Origin of the sequence: Urinicoccus timonensis, from assembly GCF_900232945.1 — a bacterium.
Lineage (GTDB): Bacteria > Bacillota > Clostridia > Tissierellales > Peptoniphilaceae > Urinicoccus > Urinicoccus timonensis.
Genome location: NZ_OCTU01000004.1, coordinates 96887 through 115259, shown reverse-complemented (window position 1 = coordinate 115259; position 18373 = coordinate 96887). Strand labels below are relative to the sequence as shown.

The 18373-nt window shown below is 30.3% G+C and carries 16 protein-coding genes and 2 pseudogenes; 17 read left to right on the top strand and 1 reads right to left on the bottom strand.

What is annotated here, in order from left to right:
* Window positions 1-229 precede the first annotated feature (229 nt).
* From CS898_RS07330 to CS898_RS09915, 6 genes are all read left to right on the top strand, one after another.
* Window positions 230-892: an ABC transporter ATP-binding protein gene (locus tag CS898_RS07330; protein ID WP_099208469.1), complete on the top strand. Its 663-nt coding sequence runs from the start codon at window positions 230-232 to the stop codon at window positions 890-892.
* Window positions 889-1602 (top strand): beta-carotene 15,15'-monooxygenase, encoded by a 714-nt coding sequence (locus CS898_RS07325; RefSeq protein WP_099208468.1) that lies wholly within the window; start codon window positions 889-891, stop codon window positions 1600-1602. Before CS898_RS07330 ends, CS898_RS07325 begins: the two co-directional genes overlap by 4 nt.
* Entirely contained in the window at window positions 1599-2237 is a 639-nt protein-coding gene (locus tag CS898_RS07320) for a hypothetical protein (RefSeq protein ID WP_099208467.1), read from the top strand. The genes CS898_RS07325 and CS898_RS07320 overlap by 4 nt, the downstream gene beginning before the upstream one ends.
* A gap of 413 nt (window positions 2238-2650) precedes the next feature.
* Window positions 2651-3400 (top strand): sensor histidine kinase, encoded by a 750-nt coding sequence (locus CS898_RS10070; RefSeq protein WP_234976036.1) that lies wholly within the window; start codon window positions 2651-2653, stop codon window positions 3398-3400.
* Window positions 3378-3974 (top strand): response regulator transcription factor, encoded by a 597-nt coding sequence (locus tag CS898_RS07310; RefSeq protein ID WP_099208465.1) that lies wholly within the window; start codon window positions 3378-3380, stop codon window positions 3972-3974. Before CS898_RS10070 ends, CS898_RS07310 begins: the two co-directional genes overlap by 23 nt.
* Window positions 3975-4419: 445 nt before the next feature.
* A complete protein-coding gene (locus CS898_RS09915) occupies window positions 4420-4590 on the top strand; it encodes a hypothetical protein (RefSeq protein ID WP_200807616.1) in 171 nt (56 codons plus the stop codon).
* A 59-nt stretch (window positions 4591-4649) separates the two neighbouring features.
* Here the strand turns inward: CS898_RS09915 and CS898_RS10185 are convergent.
* Window positions 4650-4745: pseudogene (locus CS898_RS10185) on the bottom strand (IS3 family transposase); the annotation flags it as partial.
* A gap of 297 nt (window positions 4746-5042) precedes the next feature.
* On the opposite strand from CS898_RS10185, the gene CS898_RS07295 reads away from it, so the two are divergent.
* The 11 genes and pseudogenes from CS898_RS07295 to CS898_RS07250 all read left to right on the top strand — a co-directional run bounded on the left by CS898_RS07295 (window position 5043) and on the right by CS898_RS07250 (window position 18000).
* The gene (locus CS898_RS07295) at window positions 5043-6320 is read left to right on the top strand and encodes an IS110 family RNA-guided transposase (RefSeq protein WP_099207683.1); all 1278 of its coding nucleotides are present in this window, start codon (window positions 5043-5045) and stop codon (window positions 6318-6320) included.
* 284 nt (window positions 6321-6604) lie between these two features.
* A complete protein-coding gene (locus CS898_RS07290) occupies window positions 6605-7201 on the top strand; it encodes a TetR/AcrR family transcriptional regulator (protein ID WP_004827281.1) in 597 nt (198 codons plus the stop codon).
* A gap of 4 nt (window positions 7202-7205) precedes the next feature.
* On the top strand, window positions 7206-8924 hold the full coding sequence (locus CS898_RS07285) for an ABC transporter ATP-binding protein (protein WP_099208685.1): 1719 nt from the start codon (window positions 7206-7208) through the stop codon (window positions 8922-8924).
* Entirely contained in the window at window positions 8917-10653 is a 1737-nt protein-coding gene (locus tag CS898_RS07280; RefSeq protein ID WP_004827283.1) for an ABC transporter ATP-binding protein, read from the top strand. Before CS898_RS07285 ends, CS898_RS07280 begins: the two co-directional genes overlap by 8 nt.
* Before the next feature lie 9 nt (window positions 10654-10662).
* Window positions 10663-10827, top strand: a pseudogene (locus tag CS898_RS10065) (sigma-70 family RNA polymerase sigma factor); the annotation flags it as partial.
* Window positions 10828-11055: 228 nt separating this feature from the next.
* Window positions 11056-11670, top strand: a complete 615-nt coding sequence (locus CS898_RS07275) for a TetR/AcrR family transcriptional regulator (RefSeq protein ID WP_099208683.1) — start codon at window positions 11056-11058, stop codon at window positions 11668-11670.
* Window positions 11671-11777: 107 nt separating this feature from the next.
* Window positions 11778-13547, top strand: a complete 1770-nt coding sequence (locus CS898_RS07270) for an ABC transporter ATP-binding protein (RefSeq protein ID WP_099208681.1) — start codon at window positions 11778-11780, stop codon at window positions 13545-13547.
* The gene (locus tag CS898_RS07265) at window positions 13544-15268 is read left to right on the top strand and encodes an ABC transporter ATP-binding protein (RefSeq protein WP_099208680.1); all 1725 of its coding nucleotides are present in this window, start codon (window positions 13544-13546) and stop codon (window positions 15266-15268) included. Before CS898_RS07270 ends, CS898_RS07265 begins: the two co-directional genes overlap by 4 nt.
* A 25-nt stretch (window positions 15269-15293) precedes the next feature.
* On the top strand, window positions 15294-15884 hold the full coding sequence (locus CS898_RS07260) for an MptD family putative ECF transporter S component (RefSeq protein WP_099208678.1): 591 nt from the start codon (window positions 15294-15296) through the stop codon (window positions 15882-15884).
* Complete coding sequence (locus CS898_RS07255) at window positions 15884-16612, top strand: energy-coupling factor transporter transmembrane component T (protein WP_099208677.1); 729 nt, start codon at window positions 15884-15886, stop codon at window positions 16610-16612. The genes CS898_RS07260 and CS898_RS07255 overlap by 1 nt, the downstream gene beginning before the upstream one ends.
* Window positions 16609-18000 carry an ABC transporter ATP-binding protein gene (locus tag CS898_RS07250; RefSeq protein ID WP_099208675.1) on the top strand — a complete coding sequence of 464 codons (1392 nt, stop codon included), beginning with the start codon at window positions 16609-16611 and terminating at the stop codon, window positions 17998-18000. Before CS898_RS07255 ends, CS898_RS07250 begins: the two co-directional genes overlap by 4 nt.
* The last annotated feature ends 373 nt before the right edge of the window (window positions 18001-18373 follow it).

The window sequence follows — 18373 nt, the reverse complement described above, 5'->3', positions numbered from 1 at the left end:
ATAGCTATAATTCATATCTGCTAGAGACTTATAAATAGTTTACTCATATATATAGCTCATAAAATAAAGAAAGACTGGATTCATTTCCAGTCTTTTTTGTTAAAGTTTGCAGTATTTACTCATGTGAATTATCCCTGGATGCTTTAAGATAAAATACAATAAAAAAGAGGATTGCGATATGAATGAGCAAGTATAAATATCTACAGCATCAGGGATAGGAGGTTTATCAATGAATGTAATTGAAGTGAAAAATATGAGTAAAAACTTTAAAAACAAGAAGCTTTTCAACGATTTTTCTTTGGAGATTGAAGAAAATACGGTTCATGCTCTTGTTGGACCGAATGGATCTGGTAAGACTTCTCTACTTAGAATACTAACAGGTCTTTATGATGAAAATAAGGGCGAGGTAAATGTTAAGGGAAGTCATGCAATGTTACTTGAAAATGACTATTTGTATGAAGATAAGACTGGGCTAGAAAACATTAAATTATATGGTTTGTATTTCGGATATAATCTAGATTCTTACCAAAAATATGCTGATTTGTTAGAACTTACAAATGATCTGGATAGAAATGTTTCAACCTATTCTAAAGGCATGAAGAGGAAATTATCCTTACTAATTATTGTAATGATGGATAGGGAGATCATATTTTTAGATGAAGTAACAAGTGGAGTTGATCCAATATCAAGAGTTGAGATAAGAAAACTCATAAAATTATTAAAGGATGAAGGGAAGACCATCGTTCTTACAAGTCATGATCTTTCTGAAATTGAAAAGGTGGCTGACAAAGTGTCTATGATAAAATCAGGAGAGCTACTTTTTACAAAGAATATAGATGAAATTCAAGGAGAAAGCTTGGAAGATTTATTTATAGAGGAAGGTTCAAAATGAAGGATAAGATGAATATTAATAGGGCTTGTCGCTACTATTTAAGTAAAGACAAGGATTTTATTTTAAATTTATTATTATTTACTTTGATTTCTCTTGGCTTTATTTTTCTACTATCTAAGGGGACCTTTGATTCTAGAGGAAATGATTATATTGTATTAATGCTATATGTACTAATGCTTGGAATTTCAATTCTTATGTCTAATTCTATGCTTGTCAATTTAACAGTCAAGGATAAAGTAAATAAACGAATAGAATTTATCCTAGCATCAGGAATAAATATAAAAGATGTGATGAAAGCCTATGCAATAGAAATGTGGCGCCTATCTTCCATTGTTCCCTTTATATTATTTTTTCTATCATATGTTTTATATGACTATAAAATCGAATTTAAGTGGATTGTGGGTATATTTGTGACAATGATAGGGATGACCTATTTTGAAATCCTATTTTTTAACCTAATAAGTCTATCCCAAAAAAACTTTAAGTTTTTCAAAAATATAGTTTTCTTTGGAACGACAATTTTAATTTACCTGGCAGGCACATTTTCAGAGAAGATTCTATCATTGATAGAAAAATATGATCTAAACATTATCTATATCATCTTAGGAATAAATATAGGCTTAGCCTTCATCTTTGCAGTTTTTTCTATAAAAGATTTGTCTAAGATGAACAATGAAGCTGTAATTAAGAAAGAAGGGTCCTGGTCATGAAGATAGTCATGAAGGATTTAAGAAAGCTTTTAGATAAAAATGCCCTATTAATGTCACTTATGGCAGTCATCTGCTCCTTTATGGCTTTGTTTTTTGGCGATAGAGGAAGTCAAGAAATAAATAAGGTCATGAATATAGTTAAAATTGATGGAATTTTAATACTTTTTGTAATGTTTGGAGTAGAACTCGCTAAAAACACCTTGGTATCAGATAAGATTAGCAAAAGGCTTGAATTTTTACTTGCAAATGGACTTTCTATGAAGAAAATCCTAGGCAAATATTTCTTTAGCATCTATTTTGCAACCTTGATAATAGTCCTTCCAAGCCTGATATTAAATCTAGTAAAACTTGATCTAAGCCTGATTCTTGCTTTAAACTTGATCTTATCAAGTTTGCTTTACACTTTAATAATCGTCTTGATCATTCTTTGCACTCGAAACATGAATAAAGTAAATTCTCTCCAAATGTCCTTAATGGGGCTATCCTTAGCCGTCATGATATTTTCCGTCCTAGTCTACAATTTTACAAATTCCTTGGTCTTCTATTTGATGACTAAGTTTTTTATCCTAGGCTCGATTAGTATATTTTTGGGTATAAATACGAAAAAAGAAAGGATTGTAGTTAGCTACTATTAGATATGTATAAGAAATTAGAAAAAATTGTAATCAGCCATTTAATGGTCATTTTATTTTGGGGTCTTCTTTTTAAAAACAAGACCTTAGTAGAGGAGGGCCCAGTTTTAAATGCGGTTTCACTTATTTTACTTTATACCTTATATGGACTGATCTATACAGAGATTTCAAATAAAAAAATACCGGGAAGAATTTCTATTTTGACTGTGTTTACATCCCTTTTGCCGCTGAGCTTGACTTTAATAAATACCTTGCCCCATAAGGTCGTATTCGCCCTTATAAGTATAGGCTCAACAAGCCTATTTATGAAAAAATATCTGGTTTTAGAGAATGTAAAATATATAAACATCTTACCAATTTCAAGAAAATCGAGCCAACTCTTTACCCTAGGTCTTATATTTTTTATTTGTGGAGTGATGTACCTATTTGATATAGACCTGCTAATGATCAATATATTTATCCAGATAGTTTTTCTTATTATAGAATTTTTCTTTATCCTATTTTTAAAGGAAAAAGAACTCGCCTTTGAGAAAACCTTCAAACTCTACTACCTATCAGACTATATGGCCAGGGAAAGAGATGAATTTGCAAGGATCATCCATGACGATATTTTGCAGGACATCTATGCAAGTAAAAATTACCTATCTTCAAAAAATCCGGATATAAATTATTCAAAAAATATCCTAAGAGAATTAGAAAGAAAAACAAGAAATCTAATGAAATTCTACCAATCTTCTTTGTTTGAAAAAGCAGACTTAGAAGGGTCCCTCTTAGCCATATTTGATAATGTAAGCTCCCTATATCCTCATAAAAATATCGAAATTACGAAAGGTATAGCGAGTGACCTAACAGAAGATAAAAGACTCATTCGATTAATTTCAATCATATCAAAGGAACTGATAAATAATGTTTACAAGCACTCCGATGCCAACTATTTATCTTATAAGCTCTATAAAAAAGGAAATTTCGTCTATATAGAGATGGAAAGCGATGGTACAGGCCCAGATGACTATAATAAAATTAAGGACTCAAAAAGAGGGGTCTTGCTCCTGAATCTTTTAATCGATTCAAATGCAGGAAATATTTCTTATGGATTAAATAAGGATATCCTTTCAACCAGAGTTTGCTTGGAGGTGGACCAGGATGAAAATTATTTTGTTGGATGACCATAAAATATTTGGGGAGTCTCTTAAGATGCTTTTAGAAGAGCAAGAAGATGAAATCTTATGTGACTATGTGTCAAACACTTGCGACTTTTTAAATAGGATACAAAAAGATGCCTATGATATTTTCTTAATGGATATAAATTTAAAAGACCAGAAGACAGGCCTTGATTTAATTAAAGACTTGATTGATGATCATCCCAAGCAAAAGATAATCGTTTTAACATCTTATGATTTAGATTATTACAAGGATATGGCTTTTAAGTTAGGAGTCAGGGATTTTATAAATAAGTCTGTAGAAATTGAGGAACTCTTAGAGAGAATAAAAAATGTATATAGGGGAAACCATAAGAAAATAGACAAGTACATTGCTGATCCCCTGACCCAACGAGAGATAGAAGTCCTAAAAGAGCTAATCAAGGGTCAAAATAAAAAGGACATTGCAAGGAAGCTTTTTATCAGTGAGAGAACCCTCTATAACCACATTGCCAATATATATGGAAAACTAAGTGTTAATAATATTGTTGAAGCCTACAATAAGGCCATGGAGCTAGGCTATATAGACCCAGTGATGTAAAATTTATAAGATGAAAATAAGATATCGGTTTATAGAAAGGAGACTTCCATGTTGCTAATATTCACTTTGGTCTTTTGCTTAATTTCATATGTCTTAAAAATAAATGCATTCTTAGTATATTTTTCCTATGTCTGTGGATTTACAATAGTAAAAAGTTTCATTTCAGAGAGTTTAAAAGACCTCTTTATCATAAGTAATCCCGCAAAAATGTATACAAACATAGGTTTTATTCATTCTTTTATTTCAGGAAGCTCACTTTTGATCATTTGCTTATATTATTCCATAATGGAATATAGCAGTTTTTCTTATAAATACATGATTCCAATGATTATAGTGAATTTTCTAATCTATAGGTTTATCTTTTGGGATATGTCCTATGAAATCGATAGAAAGATTTTGAATAGGAGGATTGGATAGAACTTATTAACAGGAAAGGGGAATAAAAATGGACAAAAAGAACCTGTGGCTAATATTAATGATTTTAGGATTTATGATACTTATAACCTCAATATATATGTCCTATAAAACGGGAAAAACGGAATATGCATGGATCATTGGTTCAATGCTTTTTGGCATAGGAAGTGGAGATAAGTATAAGAAGTTGAAAGACCAATAAAGAGCAAGAAAACCAGCCCTAGACTGATGTGTACCCATAAAACTGGACACAATATTTAATTAATTCGTTGTAGTGGATGCTAACCTATACTTTGTAGGTGGCATCCATTTTGTTTTTGATTGAATTCTTTCGTTATTGTAATAATCTATATACTCCTCNTCACTTACTGTGCTTGCTCATATACTAATAGTATAAGAACAGCTTTAAGCATAGTTCTTAAAAATGAACCTAATCATCTATGATAAAATTATAGATATTAGGGATGAAATGGGATTGTTTTATGTGCTTGCTGGGTTTCCAATTTAGGAATTACTCATTTGGTAGACTCCACCCTCATTCCATTGCCTTTCATCTTTTCGGTTGGTTAGGTTCATTTATTGATTACCTGTATAACTCGTGAGCCTGTTGTGGTTTTGGATTAACAGGGCATCCCAAATTATAGGAGGTATATTATGTCAGAAAAAATTGTTGTAGGAATTGATGTGAGTAAAGCTTTCAGTGATATCTGTATTCTATCACCTAATAATGACATCATCAAAAGACTTAAAATTTCTAATGATATTACTGGTATGAAGTCGCTCATCTATGTACTTGAAAAGGTAGAAGATGAGTACAAAGACAGAGCAGTAATTATCATGGAAGCTACTGCACACTATCATCAAATTTTAGCTAATTTTTTCCGTAAGCATAATTACGAAGTCATTGTAATTAATCCGATTCAAAGTGGAGCATTGAAAAATATCAATATCCGAAAAATTAAATCAGATAAAACAGATGCATATAATATAGCGTTGCTATATCGTATTAAGAATTACAACGAAACAATTACACACTCAGATACCGTTAACAGTATCAAAAAGCTTTGCAGACAGCATAAAGAATTGACGGATGAAATTGTGGAACACATCAACCGATTAATCGCTTTTTTAGATATTTCCTTTCCAGATTTCAAAAAAGTATTTACGGATTTACAAGGTAAAACACCTTTGTCTTTGCTTGAAAAATATCCTACTATACAAGAAGTATTATCTCCTGAAAATAAGCAAGATATTATTCAACTGATAAAAGAAAATTCACATAAAAGCAACTCCTATGCCGAAGTAAAATATGAAAAACTATTGAAAGCTGCTGAAAAATCTATTGAAGTTTGTATAGTAAGCCTTAGTTCGGCAGTACTTATTCAAACAACTGTAAGAGTTATTTTTAGTTTACAGGAAGCTTTGAAAGCAATCGATGATGAAATCAAAAGATTATCTCTTTTAGATGAAAAGTTTCATAAAGAAATAGTGCTTTTACAAAGTATTCCAGGCGTTGGAGAGTATACAGCATGTGTCGTTTTATCAGAGCTTGGAGATATATCTAATTTCTCGAAACCGAAAGAATTAGTTGCCTTCTTTGGCTTGGATCCAGGAGTAACTCAAAGTGGAACATACAATAGGAAAAACAATAAAATCTCTAAAAGAGGATCACCTCATGTTCGCTCAATTCTCCATATGCTGGCAAAATCTAATGTGTATCCAAATCGCAACCGAGAGTATTTAAATCCTGTTATGCGAGCTTATTTTGAAAAGAAAATAGCTGAAAAACCATACAAAGTTGTAATGTGTGCAATTATGCGAAAGATGGTTCAAATTATTTTTGCTGTTCTCAGAAACCAAAAATCATTTGAATTAAGAACACCCGAAGAACATCAAAAACTAATTCGAGAAAAAAGTAAGTTAGTCGCATAAATTATTAAAAGTGTTGCCTCAAAAAATGAAAGTATATGAGGTTTATTTGCTATGCACATTTTTAAGTTCTGTGACTGAAAAATATTTTAACATTTTTTTAAAATAACTATTGACTTTCTTAGTTGGTCTATTAAAGTTATAAGCGTTAAGCGTTTATTCAGTTTTATTAATTATACCGCATTTAAAGAAATTAATAAAGAAGTATAAGCGAAGCTATTGACAATGATTATCAGAGTTGATACAATATTACCGACAAGAGTGTCGGTTTGGAGGTTATTTATGAAATGAAAATGGAAGCTGATGAAAGAAAAAAGCAGATTAGACAAGCAGCTATTAAAGTCTTTTTGGATAAGGGATTTAGAAATACAGTTATGAATGACATTATGGAAGCTACTGGGCTTTCTAGAGGTGGCTTGTATCATCATTATGGTTCTACGCATGAAATCTTATACGACATTATGATGGAAGGTAATTTAAATAGAAAAGATATTATTCAAAAATCAATTTATGATGAAGGATTAATATTAAGTCCACAGTTGTTTTCAAGAATGATTATAGACAAGATACTTGCAGATAATGATTATGTAAAGCTTTATGTTATGTTTTTATGTGAGTTAAAAGAAAATGATGATCTGAAAGAATTATATGTGAAAATAAAAAAAGAGTCCATACAAGTATTTAAAGAATTGTTTTCTACTTTGTTTAACGTGTTACCTTCTGATGAAACATTTGAATTTATGATTAATATTATGAATTCTGGATTGATGGCTTGCGAAATTTTGAATGCACGTGAGAATTTTACAAAAAATAAGATATATCTAACTGAAATGATAGAGACTTATTTTATAAATGTAATGAAAAAAGATGATGAAAGGAGTTAAATTTATGGATCTATTAAAAAAATACATTAAGAGAAATAGAGCACCATATTTTATTTCTGTCTTGTTTGCAATACTTGGAGTAATTTCAAATCTTTTTGTATATATTATTCTAAGTAAGATGATTATATCATTAATTGATGGTAGCCAAGATTTTTATTACTATATAAATAAAATTTTCTTGATACTTTCATGTCTTATAATCAAAGAAGTGTTTATGTTTTTGTCAACAATGATTTCTCATAAAACAGCCTATAAAATAATACGAGATATAAGAAAAAGCCTTATGGAAAAATTATTTAATATGCCATTAGGAGATATATTGAATGAATCTACTGGTAAGTTAAAAGACATAATTGTAAATCAAGTCGATAATACTGAAACAACATTGGCTCATATGATACCTGAGATGACAGCTAATTTAATCGGACCTATAATATTATTTGTTTACATGTTAATTTTAGATTATAGACTAAGTTTAATATCTTTAATTCCATTAGTTATTGGTGGATTTTTTATGACAGGGCCGATGAAAAGAATGAAGGTAAAGTTTCCACAAGCAGTTAAAATTGGCCAAGATATGAATAATTCCGTGGTTGAATATATAAATGGAATAGAGGTTATTAAAACATTTAATCAAGGCGAAAAATCTTATAGAAAATACAGGGACAATGTGTATAAAAAGGCAAATTACTATTATGATTGGATGGGAGAAAATACAAGAGACTATGCGATAAGTATGTCTATTGCTCCAGTTGGTATTTTGACAATTATACCATTTGGTTTATATTTCTGTATGAATGGTTCACTAGATGGTGGTGTATTTTTAACATTGATAATCCTTTCTTTTGGGACTATCCAAAATATTATGAGAGTAATGACTTTTGAAGATGATATTGGAAGAATGTCAACTATTTTCGAAGAGATTAAAAATATACTTTCTGCGAGAGAATTATCTCATAAAAATGAAAATTTGGATATAAAAAATTATAATATAGAGATAAAAAACGTAGATTTTTCTTATGAAAAAGATAAGCAAGTCCTAAACAATATAAATATAAATATAGAAGAAGGAAGTGTGAATGCTTTAGTAGGCGAATCGGGTTCGGGAAAGTCGACTATTGCAAAACTAATTTCAGGATTTTGGGATGTAGATAGTGGTTCTATAAGTATAGGAAATGTAAATATTAAAGATATGTCCCTTGAAAAGTTATCTACTGTTATTTCCTATGTAGCACAAGATAATTTTCTTTTTGATATGTCAATTAAAGATAACATCAGAATAGGAAATAAAAATGCTAGTGATGAGGAAATAATTGAAGTATGTAAGAAAGCAGCCTGCCATGATTTTATAATGAAGTTGTCAGATGGATATGATACAAGAGTAGGAGAAGCTGGTAAACATTTGTCTGGAGGAGAAAGGCAAAGAATATCAATTGCAAGAGCTATGATAAAGAATGCTCCAATAGTTATTTTAGACGAGGCTACCTCTTATATCGATCCTGAAAATGAAGCCTTGATTCAAGATGCAATATCAGAGCTTGTCAAAGGGAAAACTCTAATTATAATTGCCCATCGTTTAAAGACAATAACAGATGTAGATAATATATTTGTAATTAAAAATGGAGAACTTGCATGTAAAGGAAGTCATGAAGAGCTTTTGAAGGAATCAAAAGATTATCACAATCTTTGGGAAACTGCCTTGAAAGGAGAAGAAAATGCTTAGTGTTTTTAAAAAAATATGGAATTTTTCTATTGAAGAACAAGTGTATCTAAAAAAATCAATCTTTGCTAATTTTTTCGGTTCTATTTTTAATGCTCTACAATTTGCAGCCATTTATTATGCGATTTTTGGGATAGTAAACAAGGATATAAGCTTTAAAACAATAGGAATATCAAGTTTATTTTTATTAATTAGTATAGCCGGAGTAATTATTTCAAAAAATTCCTCTATGCTCAAACAAACACATGCCGGATATTTTATGGCTGGACACAAGAGAATTGAATTAGGTGAAAAAATAAAAAAAGTTCCCATGGGATTCTTCTCAAGTTTAAGTTTAGGAAATTTAACAACTATTGCGACTACTAACTTAGATAATGTAGAGACTTGGGTTCCAACTTTGTGTATTATGGTTTTCGGTGGCATGCTTAATGCTATTGTTTTTATCTTATCCTTATTTTTGTTTTCTTATAAGGTAGGTATTGTAGCAATAGTTGGTTCTATTGTATTTTTAATGATCATTGCTCGTATGCAAAAAAGGTCAAGTAAAAATGCAGATAAGATTCATGAGATTCAGGTATCACTTACCAAAGAAGTCTTATCAACATTGCAAGGAATGCAAATTATAAAATCATATAATCTACGAGGAAGTAATAATAAAAAACTTGACAAGAGCTTTGATAGTGCTAGTGAATATTCTTTTGATTTAGAAAAAACTATAATGCCATATAGTTTATTAGCTAAAATCATAATAGCTATAACAATTTGTTTGATGTTGTTTATTTCAATAAAATTATATTTTGTTGAAAATGGTCAAATAGTTAATACTATTATGATACTTATAGCAAGTTTTGTAATATTTGATGGGCTTATAACATCTGGCTCTGCTATGGCTATGCTAAGAATGGTTGAGAATGCAATAGATTCTTATTCTTATGTAAATGATATGGAAGATATGAAAGAAGGAAGTATTACAGAGCCAATAAAAAATCATGATATTGTATTTAAAAATGTCAGCTTTTCTTATGATGATAGACAAATTTTAAAAAATGTATCAGCAGAGATAAAAGAAAATACTATGACTGCCATTGTCGGACCATCTGGATCTGGTAAAACAACATTTTGTAATCTAATAGCAAGATTTTGGGATGTAAATTCTGGAGAAATTTTAATAGGTGGAAAGAATATTAAGGACTATAAGATAGAAAACCTTATGAATTCAATTTCCATGGTATTTCAAGATGTATACCTATTTGAGGATACAATTGAAAACAATATAAAATTTGGAAAACAAAATGCGAGCCATGAAGAAGTAGTTCAAGCTGCTAAAAAAGCAAGGTGTCATGAATTTATAGAAGCTTTACCAGATGGATATAACACTATCATTGGGGAAGGTGGAGCAAGTCTATCTGGTGGAGAAAAACAAAGAATCTCCATAGCCAGAGCCATGCTAAAAGACGCGGACATCATAATCTTTGATGAAGCAACAGCAAATATAGACCCGGAAAATGAAGATAAGCTTAAAGAAGCAATAGAATCATTAACAAAAAATAAGACAGTAATAATGATTGCTCATAGACTAAAGACAATTAGAAATGCTGACCAGATTTTAGTCTTAAAAGATGGAGAAATAGTAGAACGTGGTAATCATGAAGAACTGATTAAAAATAATGGACTTTATTCTGACCTTATAAATGCAAAAACTAAGGCGGAATCATGGAAATTAAATAATTGATAGGAAGAAATATTTAAAGTCTCTGAACATGAAAAATATTTAGAGCAGGTGGACAAGAAAAACCACTTGCTCTTTTTTTCGTTCCTAAATCAATATGGGAATTTTGAAGATAATCTAGAAGATAAAAATGTTGATGTAGAAAAAGTTGTAGCTACACCAATGATGATTGAAGCATAAAAAATGTATCAACCATTACCCTTTAAACAGGATTTAGGTTGATACACAAAATTATTTACAGACCCTGTTATTGTGTAATTAAGACTATAAGCGTTAAGCGTGCTTATTTATAGTAAATAAAATTATACCATACTCAGAATATAATTTCAGGGCACTATTGACAAAAGTATAAGAAAATGATAATCTTTATTAAAGAACGAGTGTCGGTCAATAGGTGGTGAGGTTTTGGCAAAGAGAAATGTAAAAGATCCAGAAGAAAGAAAACAGGAGCTTATAAATATAGCATCCAGACTTTTTGAAAAGTATGGGTATGAAAAAGTTTCTGTGCGAGATATTCTCGCAGAAGTTAACGGTGCACCTGGAATGTTTTATTATTACTTCAAATCAAAAGAAGATATTTTTTTGGCGTGTATGGAAACATATTTTGGAGAGAAACTAAAAAATAAGTTGGATATACTTCAAAACAAGGAAATGGATTACGAAGAAAGAATAAAAATTGTAAGAGAACTTATAGTAAAAGATATCGGTCAATTTACAACAAGATATAATTTTTCGAAAGAGAATTCAATTACAGATAACTCTTACAGGCTATGGGAATTAATTCATTACATTGGAAAATTTATAGATGTCTATTCAGAGTTTATAATTGAAGGAATTGAAAATAAAAAAATAGAAAATAATATGGGAATAAACAGAGAAAATGTGAGAAGTTTTGCAGCTTTTATTTTATACGGAGCTGTTGGAACAATATATAATGACTATATTATTAAGGGAGAAAACAAAACAAATTCAAGTGAAGCCTTTGGAATAATAAGCGAACTATTTCAAAGACCTCATTAGAGAAAAATAAAATATAAGTATTTTACAAGGGAAACATCAATGGTGTTTTCCTTGTATTAGTTTTAAGGCAAATGAACGAACTCGTTCGGTAAGGAGGTATGTTTTAGATGAAAAAGAAGAAATCAATCAAAGATATTATTTCCTACAGTGAAATAAAAAAAGGACAACTTGTAGGAGGGATATTATTTGTTAGTCTTGGTATGCTATTAAGTATTTGTCCAATTTTGGTGATATACAAAGTCATAAAATCTCTATTTTTATATGGAAAATTAGAACAAAGTACAATACAGTTCTGCACCTATGGACTTGCAGCAGTGGTATTGTCATATTGCTTAACTTACATTGGCGGTATTTTATGCCATAAGTTTTCATATGTTTTAATAGCTAACTTAAAAAAGAAGATATTATTTCATATTGGGAATCTTCCTTTAGGTTTTTTTACCGGAGACAACAAGTCAAAAATAAGGCAAGTATTAGGAGCGGACATGAATCAAATTGAGGGATATTTTTCTCATCAATTACCAAATTTAATTTCAACTTTAGCACTAATTTTAGCAATGATAATTGTTATGTTGAAGATAAATTTAATATTAGGTCTTACGACTTTGTTAATTATATTTGTTGGTTTAGGAATTCAGATTGCAATCATGGCAAAGATTATAAAGTCGGGTGGACTTGAGAAGAACTTTGCGATTTTGGATCAAATTAATTCAGCAACTACTGAATACGTTAAAGGTATGCCGGAAGTGAAAATATTTGGAACAGGAGCAAAATCATTTAAAACTTTTTCAAAGTCAGTAGGAGAATATAGAGACTTTACAAGTTCGATGACATCAATGATAAGACCAGGATTTGTTTCATTTAGAATGTTTATTTTATCTGTTGCTACATTCATAGTTCCAGTAGGAATACTTTTAATGTCACGAAATAATAACTTGGATTTTGCTACAGTTTTTATTTTCTATTTGATTCTTGCACCTGCCATTAGCGTACCTGCATTAAAACTTAGAGATTTTGCAGAAGGAATGAATTTACTAAATGAAGTTGTTTTGAGAATCTACGAAATTATAGATCAAAAAGAATTGGCAATTGAAAATATCGAGGAAGAGATAAAAGGTCATGATCTTGAATTCGAGAATGTAAGCTTTTCTTATGGAGATGAAGAGATTTTAAAGAATATAAGTTTCTGTGCTAAACAAGGAGAAGTTACAGCATTAGTTGGCTATTCGGGAGCAGGCAAATCTACCATTGGAACGCTAATACCCAGATTTTACGATCCTTCAGAAGGCTCTATTAAAATTGGTGGAGTTAATATAAAAAATATTCCGATGAACGCCTTAATGGAGAGGATAGCATTCGTTTTTCAAGACAGTGATCTTATCACAGATACAGTCTTCAATAATGTTGCTATGGCAAAGACAGGTTCTACAAAAGAGGATGTCATAAAAGCATGTAAAAAAGCAAGATGTCATGATTTTATTGTAAAACTTCCTGAAGGATATGACACAGTTTTGGGTAAAGGAACTTATTTATCTGGAGGAGAGAAACAACGTATTGCCGTAGCAAGAGCGATTTTAAAGGACGCACCAATATTAGTATTAGACGAAGCAACAAGTTTTGCTGATTCTGAAAATGAATATCTTATGCAGGAAGCTTTGTCTGAATTGGTTAAAGATAAGACAGTTATCATGATTGCTCATAGGTTAAATACCATAGAGCATGCAAATCAAATTTTAGTAATATCTGATGGAAAAATTGCAGAAAGAGGTAAGCATGAAGATTTAATCGTTGCAGATGGAATATATAAGCGACTCTTTGATATTTATAAGAAGACAAATATTTGGCAAATGGATATAGAAGGGAGTGAGAATGAATGATAAGAAATATTACATTAGGAAAGATGAATAATATAAGAAAATCAATTATTTTAAATGTTTTGGCATCTATTTCCAACCTTATACCATTTATTGCTTTGGCGAAAATTGTAGAAACACTATTTTTAAATAGAGGTGCAGATAGTATAGATACGAGCCTTTTATGGAAGTATTTTGGGATAATGGCAGTATTTTTCTTAATAACATTCTTATTGGAAAATTTAGCCACAAAATATACCTATGAACTTGGATACAAGACAAGTGCAGATGGAAGAATAGAGCTTGCAGACCACATAAGAAAACTGCCGATAGGTTATATTTCAGGAAAAAGTTCAGCAGAGATCTTAGATACATTAATGAATGATTTTTTCAAAGTTGAAACGGCAGTAACGCATCAATTACCTCAATTTTTCAGTGGCATATGTGTAGCGGTTCTTTGCTCAATATTATTTTTGATAATTAATGTAAAAATGGGAATAGCAACTCTTATAGGACTACCTATCTCTGTTCTACTTCTTACACTCATGCAAAACTTTCAGAAAAAAATTTATTTGAAAACAAAGAAAATGAGGATAAAAGAGGAAGAAGATATAAACGAATATTTGGATGCTATTAAGACTCTAAAAGCTTATAACAGCTTAGATGATACATTAATAAAGCTTGAAGAAGATATAGATAACTCAAGAAATGCAAATATTAAGAGTGAGAAAGGGGTTGGTTCATTAACTACTATAGCAAGTATGATTTTAAGAATAGGACTTCCTTTGATGAGTTTAGTTGGTTCCTATTTATTTATAAATGGATCTTTGGAAATTGATACATTTTTAATGTTCTTATTTGTAGGCACAAGGATTTTTGATCCCTTGGAGCTTGCACTTGTAAATTATACAGGTCTACAAATGGCATCAGTTTCAGGAGAGAGAATCATTAACTTACTTAACGCTAAACCTATGTCAGGAAATTCCGATGTAAACGAAAGCAACAAAATTGAAATCCACGATGTTTCATTTTCTTACAAGGAATCTAAGGTTATCGATAATGTTTCATTAGACATTAATGAAAATGAATTAACTGCTTTTGTTGGTTACTCTGGCTCTGGAAAATCTACACTAATTAAATTAATTTCCAGATTTTATGATCCTAATGAAGGGACAATTAAAATTGGTGGGGTAGATTTGCGAACAGCCGACCCTGATAAATTAATGGATAAATTTTCTGTTGTTTTTCAAGATGTGTATCTTTTTAAAGACACAATTTATAACAACATAAAATTTGGTAATGAAAATGCAAGTAAAGATGAAATCATGAATGCTGCAAAAATGGCAGGAGCTTATGACTTTATAGTCAAAAAAGATGATGGATTTGACACTATGATTGGACAAGGAGGAGCGACTCTGTCTGGAGGTGAGAAACAAAGAATATCAATAGCGAGAGCAATATTAAAAAATGCCCCAATAATACTACTTGATGAAGCAACATCTTCGCTTGATCCTGAAAATGAACTTATTATACAGGAAGCAATATCAAATTTAATTAAAAATAAAACAGTTGTGGTTGTAGCTCATAAATTAAGGAGCGTAATGGGAGCTGATAAAATTGTTGTTTTAAACAAAGGAAAGGTAGAGGAAGTTGGGAAGCATGAAGAACTTATTAAAAATGAAGGGCTATATAAAGACTTATGGAATTATCAAGAAAAGTCTAAAGAATGGAAGATTGTACAGTAACAATCAATTTTAAAGGAGGAAACTTATGAAAACACAAAAGAAATCATCAAAAAACGCAGTTACAGCCGGTGTTTTAATTGCACTTTACTTTGTAACATATGCAGTTATTGGGGCAATATCTATGCCTGTCCCTGTTTTATTTTTACTAATGCCTATGCTTGTAGCACTATTTGCTGCACCAACCTATCATATGCTTCTTGCAAAGACAAAGTCAGCTACTGCTATTGTAATCGCAGCTACTTTACCAAGTATTTTATTAGTTGCAACTGGACATATTCCAATTGCACCATTAGTGGCAGTGCCTGCCGGAATAATTGCTATGTTCATAGCAAAAGGTGGAAATTATACAGACTTTAAGAAAAATACAATTAGTCATATGTTTTTTTCTCTAAACTTATTTGGAGGATTCTTACCAATTTGGGTTATGAGAGAAGCATTTTTTGAAAGTTTAATAAGAGGTAAATTAGATCAAAGCTTTTGTAACACAGTAAGAGCATGGACACCAATATGGATGTTACCAGTAATGATTATAGGAACATTTATATTCTCTTTGATTGGTTCTTATTTTACAAAGAAAATACTAAATAAAAAGTTGGAATCCGCAGGAGTTTTATAATGGAAAATTCAAAGTTTGTTCTGGGGTCAAAATATGACCTCAGAACAAAACTTATCTTGCTTATAGGTGCAAATATTTTAATTTTTTTAGGGGTTGATTGGATCTATCAAAGCCTTATTACATTATTTTTCCTTGTCATCATTATTAGCGATGGTTATAAAAAATTCGCTATAAGGTATATTTTATTTTTTGTAATAAGTGTAGTATTGGAAAAATCTTTAGCCTATTTTAATATGAATTTTCTTTTGAATTTAATTTTATTTATCTTAGCAATTGGAAGAAAATTTCTGCCATGTATTATCGTGGGTAAATGGATTTTAAATTCCACATCTGTTTCCAGTGCAGTGGCAACTTTACAAAAATTAAAACTTTCAAAAGACTCGCTCATAATGATTTCTGTAATATTTAGATGTTTGCCTACTATTAAAGACGAATGGAGTCATATAAATATGGCGATGAAAACTCGAGGAATTAATTTTAACTTAATCAATTTAACAAGAAGACCAACATTAATTATGGAATATTTTTTTGTGCCATTGTTCGTAAGTGTGATAGAAATTGGGGATGAGCTCTCTCAATCAGCCATTATAAGGGGACTCGATGCTCCTGTTAAAAAAACAAGTAGACACCTAATTAAGTTTAGAAAAAATGATATTGGTGTTCTATTTCTTATGATTTTAATTTTATCAATAGTAATATTTATGAAAGTATCAGGGTGGGACTTATGATTGAAATTAGAGAATTAAGTTTTAAGTATAAGGGAGGATCTGATTACTCATTAAAAGATATAAATTTGAAAATCAAAAAAGGGGAATGCATTCTTCTATGTGGTAGGAGCGGTTGCGGAAAGTCGACTCTATTAAAGCTTATGAACGGCATAATACCTGAGTTTTATGATGGGGACATTTCTGGCAGTGTTATGGTCAATGGTATGAATACATTTACCACACCAATTTATAAATTATCTAATAATGTAGGCTCGGTTTTTCAAAATCCTAAAACACAGTTTTATACAACCAATACAACCGATGAAATTGCTTTTGGTTTAGAAAATTACGGAATAGAAAGAGAAGTAATTAACAAAAGGATTGAAGAAGTTGAAAAAGAGCTTCATCTTGATAACTTGATGAATAAAAATATATTCAATCTTTCTGGCGGAGAAAAGCAGAAGATTGCTATAGCAAGCATTTACGCATTAAACCCTGAGATATTTATTCTTGATGAACCATCTTCAAGCTTAGACATAAAGTCAATTAAAGAATTATCGCTTACAATAAAAAAGCTTAAATCTTTAGGAAAAACTATTATTATTGCAGAACACAGGTTGTGGTATTTAAAAGACATTGTTGATAGAGCAATATACTTAGAGGATGGAAAAATCATCAGAGAATATAGTATGGACGAAATTGAAAATTTAAGTGAAGATGAACGAATGAGAACAGGACTTAGGCATTCTGATTATAAAGCTATTGAAAAATTTGATGATTTTGAAACTTCAAATAAAGGGACTTTATTAGATTTAAAAAATCTGATATTCAAAAGAAATACCAGAATAATTTTGTCCATTGAGGATCTTAAATTTTGCTATGGGAATATTATTGGGATTGTTGGAGAAAATGGAATTGGGAAGTCTACATTAGCAAAAATTATATGTGGCTTATACAAAGAAAATAAAGGTAAAATTTTAAAAGATGATGAGAATTTAAATATAAAAAGTAGGCTAAATGAGAGCCTGCTTATTATGCAGGAAGTGAACTGTCAGTTATTCACGGACACTGTCAAAGATGAAATAGTATTAACATCAAATATTAAAGATGATAATGCTTTAGATACTTGGTTAAAAGATATGGAGTTAAAAAATATCAGTGATAGGAATCCTCACACCTTGTCAGGAGGACAAAAACAGAGAGTAATTATCTTATCCGCTTTACTATCCGACAAGAAAATTCTATTTTTCGATGAACCAACCAGTGGATTGGACTATAGAAATATGAAAATAGTAGCTAAAAACATAAAGAAAGTAAAGGAAGAAGATAAGTTGATTTTAATAATATCCCATGATGTTGAGTTTTTAGAGTCAGTTTGTGATAAAGTGATTGATTTCACGTATTTGTGAAAATGCATACATTAGTAAATTGCAAGAGGGACATATGATAAAAACGCAAGAAAAACGAGAAGTTATGAATAGTATTTTTTAGAATACTTCATAATATAAACTTTATAATATTTTTTATTTTTGAGGATTTATGCCTAATAGCATAAGTCCTTTTTTTATGTTCAATTAATCATTAAAACTCAAAAATACTATAAAAAAATAAAAATTCTGGTTACCAAAGAGGGCAAATTTCACTATATAAAGTGAGGGGTATTTTGTCATCTTTCTATAAAAATCAAAATACTTTGAGTTGCGAATATTTATAAATTTCTTAGGTGAGATTAGTATATTTTAAATTTAAACAACTTATCAAGGTAAAAAATTAACTTACATA

Excerpts from the sequence above, each read along its gene's own strand:
- CS898_RS07330 (WP_099208469.1), top strand. The coding sequence starts at position 230 with ATGAATGTAATTGAAGTGAAAAATATGAGTAAAAACTTTAAAAACAAG.
- CS898_RS07325 (WP_099208468.1), top strand. The coding sequence starts at position 889 with ATGAAGGATAAGATGAATATTAATAGGGCTTGTCGCTACTATTTAAGT.
- CS898_RS07320 (WP_099208467.1), top strand. The coding sequence starts at position 1,599 with ATGAAGATAGTCATGAAGGATTTAAGAAAGCTTTTAGATAAAAATGCC.
- CS898_RS10070 (WP_234976036.1), top strand. The coding sequence starts at position 2,651 with ATGTACCTATTTGATATAGACCTGCTAATGATCAATATATTTATCCAG.
- CS898_RS07310 (WP_099208465.1), top strand. The coding sequence starts at position 3,378 with ATGAAAATTATTTTGTTGGATGACCATAAAATATTTGGGGAGTCTCTT.
- CS898_RS09915 (WP_200807616.1), top strand. The coding sequence starts at position 4,420 with ATGGACAAAAAGAACCTGTGGCTAATATTAATGATTTTAGGATTTATG.
- CS898_RS07295 (WP_099207683.1), top strand. The coding sequence starts at position 5,043 with ATGTCAGAAAAAATTGTTGTAGGAATTGATGTGAGTAAAGCTTTCAGT.
- CS898_RS07290 (WP_004827281.1), top strand. The coding sequence starts at position 6,605 with ATGAAAATGGAAGCTGATGAAAGAAAAAAGCAGATTAGACAAGCAGCT.
- CS898_RS07285 (WP_099208685.1), top strand. The coding sequence starts at position 7,206 with ATGGATCTATTAAAAAAATACATTAAGAGAAATAGAGCACCATATTTT.
- CS898_RS07280 (WP_004827283.1), top strand. The coding sequence starts at position 8,917 with ATGCTTAGTGTTTTTAAAAAAATATGGAATTTTTCTATTGAAGAACAA.
- CS898_RS07270 (WP_099208681.1), top strand. The coding sequence starts at position 11,778 with ATGAAAAAGAAGAAATCAATCAAAGATATTATTTCCTACAGTGAAATA.
- CS898_RS07265 (WP_099208680.1), top strand. The coding sequence starts at position 13,544 with ATGATAAGAAATATTACATTAGGAAAGATGAATAATATAAGAAAATCA.
- CS898_RS07260 (WP_099208678.1), top strand. The coding sequence starts at position 15,294 with ATGAAAACACAAAAGAAATCATCAAAAAACGCAGTTACAGCCGGTGTT.
- CS898_RS07255 (WP_099208677.1), top strand. The coding sequence starts at position 15,884 with ATGGAAAATTCAAAGTTTGTTCTGGGGTCAAAATATGACCTCAGAACA.
- CS898_RS07250 (WP_099208675.1), top strand. The coding sequence starts at position 16,609 with ATGATTGAAATTAGAGAATTAAGTTTTAAGTATAAGGGAGGATCTGAT.